This is a genomic window from Pseudanabaena sp. PCC 9330, from assembly GCF_055795045.1.
Genome location: NZ_JAYFES010000046.1, coordinates 26,350 through 37,007, shown reverse-complemented (window position 1 = coordinate 37,007; position 10,658 = coordinate 26,350). Strand labels below are relative to the sequence as shown.

At 45.5% G+C, this 10,658-nt stretch carries 9 protein-coding genes and 1 pseudogene; 6 read left to right on the top strand and 4 right to left on the bottom strand.

The genetic code is table 11. The annotated features are described in order from the left end of the window. Together AC0QKW_RS01315 and AC0QKW_RS01310 are read right to left on the bottom strand one after the other, a co-directional pair. A pseudogene (locus AC0QKW_RS01315) lies at positions 1-212 on the bottom strand (hypothetical protein); the annotation flags it as partial. Between the two features lie 60 nt (positions 213-272). Beyond that, complete coding sequence (locus AC0QKW_RS01310; protein ID WP_473149261.1) at positions 273-824, bottom strand: hypothetical protein; 552 nt, start codon at positions 822-824, stop codon at positions 273-275. Positions 825-1,490: 666 nt separating this feature from the next. On the opposite strand from AC0QKW_RS01310, the gene AC0QKW_RS01305 reads away from it, so the two are divergent. From AC0QKW_RS01305 to AC0QKW_RS01290, 4 genes are all read left to right on the top strand, one after another. Next, the gene (locus AC0QKW_RS01305) at positions 1,491-2,267 is read left to right on the top strand and encodes a ParA family protein (RefSeq protein WP_473149260.1); all 777 of its coding nucleotides are present in this window, start codon (positions 1,491-1,493) and stop codon (positions 2,265-2,267) included. After that, a complete protein-coding gene (locus AC0QKW_RS01300; RefSeq protein ID WP_473149259.1) occupies positions 2,260-2,703 on the top strand; it encodes a carboxysome distribution maintenance protein McdB in 444 nt (147 codons plus the stop codon). Before AC0QKW_RS01305 ends, AC0QKW_RS01300 begins: the two co-directional genes overlap by 8 nt. Positions 2,704-2,956: 253 nt before the next feature. Further along, a complete protein-coding gene (locus AC0QKW_RS01295; RefSeq protein WP_473149258.1) occupies positions 2,957-4,426 on the top strand; it encodes a hypothetical protein in 1,470 nt (489 codons plus the stop codon). After that, the gene (locus AC0QKW_RS01290; protein ID WP_323349284.1) at positions 4,423-5,346 is read left to right on the top strand and encodes a DNA adenine methylase; all 924 of its coding nucleotides are present in this window, start codon (positions 4,423-4,425) and stop codon (positions 5,344-5,346) included. The genes AC0QKW_RS01295 and AC0QKW_RS01290 overlap by 4 nt, the downstream gene beginning before the upstream one ends. 11 nt (positions 5,347-5,357) lie before the next feature. Here AC0QKW_RS01290 and AC0QKW_RS01285 read toward each other — a convergent pair whose 3' ends face one another. Then, positions 5,358-6,794 carry a DNA double-strand break repair nuclease NurA gene (locus tag AC0QKW_RS01285; RefSeq protein ID WP_473149257.1) on the bottom strand — a complete coding sequence of 479 codons (1,437 nt, stop codon included), beginning with the start codon at positions 6,792-6,794 and terminating at the stop codon, positions 5,358-5,360. 26 nt (positions 6,795-6,820) lie between these two features. After that, complete coding sequence (locus AC0QKW_RS01280; RefSeq protein WP_473149256.1) at positions 6,821-8,842, bottom strand: ATP-binding protein; 2,022 nt, start codon at positions 8,840-8,842, stop codon at positions 6,821-6,823. Positions 8,843-9,237: 395 nt separating this feature from the next. Between AC0QKW_RS01280 and AC0QKW_RS01275 the strand changes: the two genes are divergently transcribed. Beyond that, complete coding sequence (locus AC0QKW_RS01275; protein WP_473149255.1) at positions 9,238-9,504, top strand: ribbon-helix-helix domain-containing protein; 267 nt, start codon at positions 9,238-9,240, stop codon at positions 9,502-9,504. Beyond that, the gene (locus AC0QKW_RS01270) at positions 9,504-9,734 is read left to right on the top strand and encodes a type II toxin-antitoxin system RelE/ParE family toxin (RefSeq protein ID WP_473149254.1); all 231 of its coding nucleotides are present in this window, start codon (positions 9,504-9,506) and stop codon (positions 9,732-9,734) included. The genes AC0QKW_RS01275 and AC0QKW_RS01270 overlap by 1 nt, the downstream gene beginning before the upstream one ends. Positions 9,735-10,658: the final 924 nt, after the last annotated feature.

The window sequence follows — 10,658 nt, the reverse complement described above, 5'->3', positions numbered from 1 at the left end:
TTCCAGCTCTGCCCCCCGGTGAGAATCCACCAGGTAGACATGCCCCAGGCGGCAATGAATCCAATCGAAATCCAGCTGAGGCTGAACCCTCGGCCCAGCAGATAGGAGGCCCCCGTGATGCAAAACCAGGGAATGATCTGGTCTGCCGGAATGGGGCCTAACCGGGGTTGCGCTCCCAGGATGGAATTAACGGGACGAAATTGAGATGCCATAAGCCGCTAGAAGTGCCGAAAGGACGGTGTAGAGCTGCACCCTCGATCTGAATGCGACAACTAGCCAGTGATCAGTGTCGTCAGCACATCGCCAGCGGTGACGGCAATGATGATAATTAACGGTGTGCGGGCAATAGTCTGCCAATCCTCGTCGTTGCGAGCGCTATTGATCACCCGCACGAGCGAGATGCCGACGTAGAGCAAAAACAGGCCCCGCAACACGTTGAAGACCAGGGGAATGGCATCACCTGCAGCGGTACCAAAGTTGGTGGTCATCCAGGTTTCAGCCCCGCCAAAGAACTGGGCATGAGCGGGATAGGCTAGCAGAGTAACCAGCCAGAGTAGCCCTAAACCCAGAAGCCGCCTAGCCTTTCGCTTGAAACCCTGCGTTTTAGAAGCCCGCCTGGATAGGAAACGGGAGGATGTTATGTCCTGTCTCCAGATCAGGCCAGTGATGCCTGCCACAGCCAGCACCGTCAGCAAGGCAGGGCCATGGATGAGGACATCTAGCGTAAGGCCCAGGAACGCTACGACCAATAGCGGCAGATCTGGAAGCGGATTCATCCGACCTACCAGTCGTTCCATCAATGGAAAAAGATAGAGAATTTTCATGGCTCAAATGGATTGAGTCTGACTGATGATTGAAGCTTCCTGAAATCAGTCAGATGACATGACTCGCGTGCTCACCAATGAGTGAAGTATTCCACTCGAATTGCGTAAAGATTTGATCAATATAGCAATATTTTTCAGCGGTGGGGAAATGAGAGGCCAAATCGTAAATTCAAGTTCAGGCAGCTCAAATCCATGCCTAAAGCCTATACAAGTCAGCCAATATCGTGCCTAATTCTGTAATCTTGCGTGATGTTAATCAAGGTATTGAGCAATCTAAACGGGTACTTAAGTGAGAGGATATTTTTTATACTTAGGTCATACATAATTCCCATTTACCGGAATATCTGCCGTCAGTTATTAACGCAATTGACAGCGCGCAAGAACTCTATGGTTGCAGTCGAAATTGATCTATAAAAAGTTTTTAAAAGCGACGCAACGGCATGTTATTCGGTTCCCTTTTGCCGCAGATATTTTCAACTCAATAGTTAAGGTTTAACTGACAAAATGGCATGACAACTGATTTGCAGACACAAAATTAAATGTATTGACGTCAATACGTCTTGATGTCTCTATTCTCGCACGCTTATATGGCAGCAGGGGCTTAGGGGGGCAAGTCATGTAGAGGTGACCAAGGGCTGAGCGTTGTACTGGGAGTGAAACATATCTATGAAGACAGTGAGTTGTTTGTCGCTCTCTGGGGGGCAAGGGAAAACGTCGGTCTCGCTGCTGCTAGGGCGACTCCTGGCACATCGGGGTCAGAAGGTGCTGATGGTGGATGCCGATCCGCAGGCGAATCTGACCTTTTATTTGGACCATGACGTTCAAGCGAGTGAGCCCACCCTGCTAGAGGTGCTGAAGGGCCAAGTGGAAACAGCAGATGGCATCTATCCGCTGGCGACAGCGAATCTGTTTTTGATTCCAGCCGATGAGGGTCTGCACAAAGCCCAGGAATACTTGGCCACTATCGGGATGGGAGCCCTGGCTTTGCACCACAGCCTAGAGGCCGTAAGGGAGTTGTTTGACGTTTGCATCATTGACTCGCCACCCCAGCGCACCCAAATTTGTTTGTCGGTAGTGGGGGCTTCGGACTGGGTGCTGATTCCAGCGGAGGCCTCAACCAAGGGGGTAAATTCGCTGCTGCGTAGTTTGGAGCTGCTGGAGGAACTACGGCGAATCCGGGCGTTTACGGGGCAGGTGCTGGGGGTGCTGCCGTTTCGAGATAAGTGGTTTGGCAGGTCTCAGGCAACAGATAGCCGAGAGGCAATCGCTGCCATGCAGCAGGTGGCAGGGGCTATCCCGGTGCTGCCGTCAATTGTGGAGAGTGAGCGCTACAAGCAGGCGATTCGGCAGGGGCAGCGGCTGGCAGAGATTGGCTATGGGGAACTGGAATTTCCGCTGTATCGGGTGATTGAGGCGTTAGAGCAGGGGCGAGAAAATGGCTGAGGATGCGCTGGAACGGTTGATGCAGCGGCAGCGCCCGAGTGTGCCGCCCCGAGCTGATGGGCTGGGGGCAGAGTTACCTGTGAAGTCTCCTCAACAGGTGGCAGTTGGGGACAATGGGTCGGGATATAGTGACTTTAGCGAGTCTACGAGTGTTGACGTCAGTATGTCTGTTAGTCAAGATGATGAGGCGGAGTTACCGCAGCTAGTGCGGACGACGACCCGGTTGGAAGAAGAGATTGATAAGGCCCTGCGCCACCTCTGTATGGATGAGAAGATCACCAAGGAGGTGTGGTTTGAGGCGGCGTACCTTTACCTAGTGGAGCACCCGAAGGCGATGCAGGCGGTGAATGGAGTGGCGAAGGAGCGCTACCAGCGGCGAAAGCGGGCAGCGGATTTGAGGAAGCTGGAGACCATGCAGAAGCGGTTGAGGGGTTAGACGATTACGTCGGAGCTTGCTAAGCAAACGAATTGGGGCCAACCAAGCAGGATGATTTTAGAATTCGGGATTTTGATTACCCTAGAACAGGGGGAGGTGTTTAGTTTGCTGAGGCGCGATCGGCAGATAGATTAAATTACTAGAGACCCGAACTACATCCAAATATAGTTCGGGTCTCTATAAGCAGGCTTTGAATTTTTGCAGGTTAAACTAATAGTGTGAAAGAGCACTGAGCCATTTACCTTTTAAGCATATGCAGAATAGCCATCAAACAGCGCTTATCGAAGTTTCACAGCTACTTCTTGATCCAGAAAATCCACGATTAACATCGGTTCAAGCCAATAGTCATGATGCAATACGTGCAATGACAGAGCTTCAGGGAGAGCGAGTTATTGCTTTGGCAGAGCATCTTTTAGAGAATGGGACTAATCCTGCAAGCCTCATGATGGTTATGCCGTCCGAAGTTGATGGCAATCTTTTCTATGTTCTTGATGGCAATAGACGACTTACAGCTTTGAAGCTTTTAGAATCTCCTCTATTAGCAGAGGGCATCCTAAACAAAAAGGGCTTACAGACCCTTAAGAAACTTTCTGATAGATTTGAAAAAACGCCAATAACAAGAGTGGCTTGTGTTGTATTTGAAAGTCGTAATGAAGCTGATCCATGGATCGAACTTATTCACCGAGGGCTAAACCGAGGCGCAGGTATGCTAGCTTGGGATGGTCAGGTGGGAGCCCGTTATGATGAACGAAAACGTGGCCATAAGGATATAGGTCTACAGCTTCTTGACTTCATAAAAGACCAAGATATTCTTTCGGAAAATACTCAGAAAAAGATTGAAGACGGTAAATTTCCAATTACTACATTTAATCGGCTGCTAAGCACTCGCTATGTCAGAAACAAAATTGGAATAGATAAACAGAAAGAAGATGTTGTCTTTTTGTTTCCGAAAGATGAAATCAAAAAGGGCTTAAGTCGAGTCATTGAGGATCTAGCTAGTGGAGAAAAAACAGTCAGCGACCTTAAAAAACAAAAAGATAGAATTGACTACATTAATACTTTTGACTCTGACGACTTACCTCAAGAAGGTTTAGCACTTGCACAGCCAACCTCTTTAGGACAGTTTAACCAGCAACCTGATGCTCAAAGCACTAATAATCCTGCAAAAGATCAAGCTGGAACTGGTGAACAAGAAGGTAATGTTTCAGAGACTGTAGAGTCTGAAAGCTCCAGCAAGCCCCTTTTGGGACGACAGGGTTATCAATCGACGCCTTTTCCAAACAGGAGTACGCTCATACCTAAGAGCTGTAAAATAACGATAACTCAAAGACGAGTCAATGATCTCTTTAAAGAGCTAAAGAGGATGGATTTGACAAACTTTCCAAATTCGGGTGCTGTGATGTTGCGCGTCTTCATTGAACTGAGTTTGGATCATTTCGTTGAGGAGAAGATTGGATGGGACGAACAACAAACCGGTAACTCAAAGCTCAAAGACAAGCTTAACAAAGTAGCGCAATTCATGGAAGAAAATGAAATCATGACACGGAATGAACTTGCACCCATACGTAAAGCTGCAACTGGAGACGGAATGCTGGCAGCCTCTGTAAAATCTATGAATCAGTATGTGCATAATCGCTACTACTCGCCTGTAGCATCTGAGTTAGTAGTAACATGGGATAACTTCCAAGTCTTTATCCAGAATATCTGGAAAGTAGTAGAATGATTGGGCCTTATACAAATCTGTCTATGCTATATGTCTCTCCCCTACGTTACCCAGGAGGGAAGCGAAAACTAGCAAACTTCGTAAAGCTCATTTATCGGGCCAATAACTTATTGGACTCAGAGTATATCGAGCCTTATGCAGGTGGGGCAAGCATCGCCTTACAGCTTCTCTATGATGAATACGTTCGATATGTACATATAAACGATATCGATGTTTCAGTATTTTCCTTCTGGCACTCTGTATTATATGAGACAGAAGATCTCTGTAATCTAATTTTAGAAACGCCAGTTACTATTAAAGAATGGGAAAACCAACGTGATGTCCAGCAAAGAGGCCGTCAAGATAACTCTGACGTGTCACTTCTAGAACTTGGGTTCTCAACCTTTTTCCTCAATAGAACAAACCGTTCAGGTATTATTAGCGGCGGTGTTATTGGTGGAAAAGATCAAGCTGGGAAATGGAAGATTGATGCTCGCTACAATAAAGAAAACTTGGTAAGTAGAATACGCAAAATTGCAAGATTTAGAAATCGTATTCGCCTTTCAAACTTTGATGCTTTAGAGCTTCTCGACACTCTCTCCGGCAAGATAGCTCCACAAAGTCTTATTTATTTAGATCCTCCATACTTTGTAAAAGGCACAGAAGATCTCTACACACGGTTTTACAAAAAGGAAGATCATGAAAATGTATCAAAAAGAGTGAGAAAGCTTAAATATAACTGGATGGTATCTTATGATAACGTTCCAGAAATATGTAAGCTATACAAAGAATTTCAATCACTTACTTATGATATTCATTACTCTGCGCGAAACCGATATAAAGGTTCAGAAGTAATGTTTTTTAGCAAAAAGTTGCTAGTTCCTACTGTTACAGAACCAACCACATTGAAAACATCAGCATTTCAACTAGAGCTTATATAGGGAGGAATCTTTCAATATCTATTGCTCTTAGGGAATGAATTCCTTGATAAAATATCTAGAACCTTGCCGCCTGGGCTTGCGCTTATAGCAGTATAGCGATGTGCAAGCGCTATGGGGATGACAGCATTTGTATAGAGATCAGTCTCAAAACGCTTAATAAGCGCAAGAGTTCTATGAAGATTTGGGTAGCGCGCTATTTCTGTCTTGAGCTTATGAAATCTTCCCTCTTCACGTTGTCCTTTCCCAGAAAAAGGGTATGGAATACTGACTACGAAACGACGGTCTGAAGCAGTCTTAAAAAGAAAATCCTGCCCATAATATGTCTCATCCCCAAATCCAACTTTTGATGGGTCTCGACTTGCAATTATATATTGATAACGATATTCGTCATCTACAGGGTAGACAGTATTCTCTGGGATATGTTTACTCACTAGACTGAAGTAGTCCGCAAGTTGCCCGGTTTTCTGAAGTCCCAAAATTGTGATATTTGGCAGTCCTTCTTTGCGAAGTTTTTCGTTTATCTGATGGTAGTACTTCATTAAGGGGCGACTAAGCCAAGCACACGTACCAAAAATTGCTAATGGCCCGTCCACAAAAAAAGAAATTGATGCAAGTTGAGCAAGAGGAAAATTAGCAGTCAAAAGATAATTGATATAATGAGCCGGAAGCATGTGCTCAACTGCTAGCATGAAGCGTGTCATTGCTGAGATATTGGACTGATAATCGTTTACCTCTTCCCACAGCCGTAAAGCATCTGAAGGGTAAATCTCTTTATTGCAAGCGGAACAATACTGCTGCTCCTCAATGTCTCTAAGCTCTATGCCTAAATCTTCCTCTCCCTTATATCCGCATGAAGGGCATTGATGCAGCTTTAGAAACTCATCACTTCGAGTGCCCATTTTATCAGGGCGTAAAGAAGCAAGCCGAAAAAGTGTTGATCGTAGACTACTTCTATAGTCCTCTTTATTGAACCGTGTTTCCTTCTGAAGTAAAACTTTATCTACTCTGGCCCGAAAACTATCTCGAACCGAAGTGAGACCTTGCCATCTCATATTTGTTCCAGGAAGTACAAAGAGAAGTGAGTCTTTGTTTTTTCTGAGCTTGGCCACCCTAAAAGGATCAACAAAGCGTCCGTCATCAACTCGTAATGCTCCGAACTCTTCCATCAAAATATGAATTGTGCTCACTTTGACGTACCCAACTTTTGTACTGGGCATTCGATCATCGATTAACGCCTCGTAAGGACTGCCATCAATAGCGAAAATATGGTTTGGTAAATCGACCAAGGCTAGATCCGGCAAAGGCTGAAACCGCTGCGAGAAGCGGTCAATTTCCTCAGGACTTGGTTCTTTTAAATATTCACATTCTTGTAAGAAGGCGAGTACATCAGGATTCTCAACAATATCGCTATGTGACGACTTATTTGCATACTCATTTTCATATGGCATAGAGTGACTCTCAAATTAATCAGATACTATGATTTCACAAAATTGATAGTTGGCTCAGAACTTTGGCGATTAGATTCAGATTTTGGATCGAACAAGTCAATTTGCACAGGAACTACAAATGGGCCTGAGAGCGTTTTCATTCGAGCAAAGCCCACATCTTGGGCTCTTATAAGCGATTTTCCAAAATCAGAAAAGTCATAAAATTTGGAAATTTCTTTTAATTCTCCTTCGTTGTTTAAATGAGTTACAAACCAATTCTCAGTATTAGCAAGGATATTAGGATGAACTGATGATGGTTCTTGGGTAGCATAAACCAAAGCAATCCTGTATTTTGCGCCCTCTTTAGCTATTCTAGGCCAGGTGTCAGTCAATTCATGTTTTTTCCCAATCAAGTTATGCGCTTCCTCAATATAAGCAACTATATGAGGTGGAAAATCTCCTGAAACAAAGGTTTGCATTGAGCGATGAAAAATACCTTCGGCTATGCGAATACTCATTTCTTCTCTAATAGTTGCTGGGCCTACCGAAAGATCTAGAATCACAATTTTCCCATCTTGAAGATGCTTGTAGACTTCACCAACTAACTCAGCTGTGCGCCGAGGCGAATGGTAATCCCGAAAAGGAATCAACGCTTTGAAGCCACGAATAGGAGTGTCACGATCATTTCTTTCAGCCATCAGATTTACGATTGCACGAGTTTCTTGATCAAGCCACTCGTTTCCTGAGCTACTTCTTAGAAAATTATTATTGCCTCGTAGCTGATGATCTGCTCGGCGTGCAGTCATAAACCATTCAATCCCGTCATCAAAACTCATGCCCCCTGACGGATCAGCGACAGCTACACTCGTTTGCTGTTCAATTTGCTCTCGAACTACTTTTCCCGCAGGAAACCTGACCTGTTGTCTAGAAGGTGGTGTATACCCTGCACGACGTAAGAGGCATTGATATGCTGCTTGTCTAACTTGCCACCGAGTATGTTCGCTGCGGGCTGAGCGCTCAGGTTCTTCGAGTGAAGTACTTCTAAAGATTTCCAAATCAGCTTGTCGAAAGCTATCTTTTTGCAGAAGCGATTGAAGTAAATATAAGCCTTCACTCAGATTAACGTAAAAGTTATGGCGTAAGTCTTCAAAATTCGTTGTATCAAAACCTCTATAACGAATGGTGTCATTGGGGTAAACTTCCGAAATAGCTCCTTGATCCTGTTTGTTAGCATTAGCGTACTCTCCATTAAGATCAAAAATAATTTGACCTATAGGCATATGTGCTTCGTCAGCGACATTTTTTACCATAGAGACCATTTTCTTAAGCATATTTGACTTGCCTGTTCTAGTCATGCCAAGAACAGCTGTACGTCTTGCCAAAAAGTCGGAAGGCTGTAAATACACAGGTACTTCACTTGGAGCATTCTTGCGATGAAGTCGGTCTGTCGATGTATAACGAATAGTACCGACACGGATGCGCTCAATGGGTTTAGTTAGCCCTAATTCTTGAGCATCTTTCTGCATGGTTTTATTGCGGATTGGATCTACATGGTTGATAATAAGTTCTAGCGCATCATCATTAGGCCGATAGACACGCAGACGAGAGGCTAAAGAGAAAGACTCAAGGTCACTACCTAACCAAAGTTTATTTTCAAAGGTGTAGAATGTTCCTAGAATTCTACATTTAAGGCCACCAAATTGAATTTGGTTAAGGGTAATATCATCAAATCCTGTTCCGCCTTCAAATGCACCTTCTTGATCTTGAAAATGATCAATTTTTGTACGAACTATATCATCATCTTGAGGTAGTCGAGCTGCGCCGATGACTCTAAAAAGAATTACTTCCCGGTCAATTTCTTGAGTTTCGCTGTAGCGCTCTGGATCAAAAGTGGTGGCTACTAAGAAGCAGTTATGGGGTATACCGTTAACCTTAGCTTTCCAAAGATCATTGGTCATTACAAGAGCTTGTTCATAGTCAATCCCATACACCCAACCCACAAAGTTTTCTTTCTGAGCAAGCTTTACTAGAGGATCGCTCTTGAAAACTTGGTCGATGAGCATGGACATATGAGCGTCTCCTAAATTACGTGTAGCCCTGCTCCTTTTTAACGATATTTTGGGAAACTGGAGTAAATATAAAGATAAATTTTGTGTTTACAAGGTCATGTATAGTGACGGTGCTGAATAGGAACATAGCCAAAGAAGGCATTGAGAGCCAGCGCCAGAATCGAATGGATGGTCTGGGGCATCACCGAGCTATTAGCACCCGAGCCCACAATCATGGTCAGCAGGGCCGATTCCAAAAACGACTGAAAGTCGTCGAGGTGTTCTTTGCGCTCGTCACCCGCAGGTGATGCAAGTCCGGCAGCTCGAACAGGTTGTTTGACTCGCGGGAGATTTCAACGTAATCATTTCCTAGCGTTGAGATTGAGGTCAAAAGCAGTTGCTTCCCTTCATCTTCCATGCAAGTTGTCCTTCCCCCTGAACTAGAGCAACTCATCCAACGCCAAATCGCCGCAGGCAAATACCAATCTGCCCTAGATGTCATCACAGCAGGCATACACCTGCTCGACCAGCAAGACGACATCTATCAAGGGCGACTCCCCGAACTCCAGCAAGATGCCCAGATCGGTTGGGAAGCAGCCCAGCGCGGCGAACTTGTCGAAGGCCCCACCGCTATGGCCCAGATTCGAGAAAATCTGCGGTCTCGCCACGCCTCCGCTGAATAATGGCCCCTCAGTTTTACCTAACCCAGCCTGCCATTCAAGACATCGAAGCGATTGCAGACTACATCGCCGGTCAGACTGGGCTCCAGCAGGCCGAGCGCTTCCTCTCAAAGCTCGATGCCAAATTCATCAGAATCACCCAATTTCCTAACCTAGGGCGGCCACGCGACAAAATCCTCCCAGAGCTACGCAGCCTCTCAATGGAGAACTACCTCATTCTCGGCGTTGCTTAACGCAAGTATGATTTGCCCCCCAGCCCCCCAATTGGGGGGGGAGCCAGAGTCTCAAAGCCCCCCAGAATTAGGGGATTTAGGGGGCCATGCGGGGTGCCCTGGTTGTAGCCTTTTAACTCAAGGGCTAGGTCAACTTCTTCACCTCTGTAGGTGTTGTTGACCTCGTACCCATCGTGCTTGTTGCCCAAGACATCGTATGAGAAAGTCTCCCAGCGGGTCATAATTTTAGCCATTACTCCTCTTTGCTCTTGCTAACACTAATGGCTTGCTGCAGTTCTCGAAGCAGGACAAGTACTGTTCGGTCCTCACTTGATAAAAAGGCTTGGTCACTCAAAGCCTTCACTGACTTATCTACGGTAGGTACTAAATGGTCGGGAAATTCGATCTGCATGTGATCTCTCCTACTTAAGCAGTGGTCATTGCATCGTTGAGAGCGCGTTGTCTCGCATCCTGATGCTCTTTTGTGCAGCCGTCTACTACGTTCAGCCTATAACCTAACTCTTCTAATTCTTCTTTGAGATTAGTGAACTCAGGCTCTGTGCACTCGGTGGTCATCAAGAAGATTGCTTTAAAGCTGCACGCGCCGTGTTGGCCTACGTGCTCGTAGCTTAGGCGGCGTTGCTGAATGGCAGTATGAATTTGCGAAATCCGGAAGGAGTTTTCAAAGATTTGAGCCGTCGCTTCATACCCTGAATCAGCAACGCCTCATTCTCTATACCGCAACCGAATCTAGAGTAGACATCTTGCGAGTCGTCAGTGGCTACCGCGACCTGACGAGCTTGTTTCCAGAAGACTAGGAGTAATCGACTTTCGGTAGACACAGTAGACGCCCGGTAGACAGAGTGTCTACCGGGCAAAAGCCTTTATCCATAAGCCCTTCAGCTATTTCGGTAGACGGTAGACACTTTCCTGGCAATTCCCCCT

Coding starts and splice junctions, on each gene's coding strand:
- AC0QKW_RS01310 (WP_473149261.1), bottom strand. CDS start 824: ATGAAAATTCTCTATCTTTTTCCATTGATGGAACGACTGGTAGGTCGG.
- AC0QKW_RS01305 (WP_473149260.1), top strand. CDS start 1,491: ATGAAGACAGTGAGTTGTTTGTCGCTCTCTGGGGGGCAAGGGAAAACG.
- AC0QKW_RS01300 (WP_473149259.1), top strand. CDS start 2,260: ATGGCTGAGGATGCGCTGGAACGGTTGATGCAGCGGCAGCGCCCGAGT.
- AC0QKW_RS01295 (WP_473149258.1), top strand. CDS start 2,957: ATGCAGAATAGCCATCAAACAGCGCTTATCGAAGTTTCACAGCTACTT.
- AC0QKW_RS01290 (WP_323349284.1), top strand. CDS start 4,423: ATGATTGGGCCTTATACAAATCTGTCTATGCTATATGTCTCTCCCCTA.
- AC0QKW_RS01285 (WP_473149257.1), bottom strand. CDS start 6,794: ATGCCATATGAAAATGAGTATGCAAATAAGTCGTCACATAGCGATATT.
- AC0QKW_RS01280 (WP_473149256.1), bottom strand. CDS start 8,842: ATGTCCATGCTCATCGACCAAGTTTTCAAGAGCGATCCTCTAGTAAAG.
- AC0QKW_RS01275 (WP_473149255.1), top strand. CDS start 9,238: ATGCAAGTTGTCCTTCCCCCTGAACTAGAGCAACTCATCCAACGCCAA.
- AC0QKW_RS01270 (WP_473149254.1), top strand. CDS start 9,504: ATGGCCCCTCAGTTTTACCTAACCCAGCCTGCCATTCAAGACATCGAA.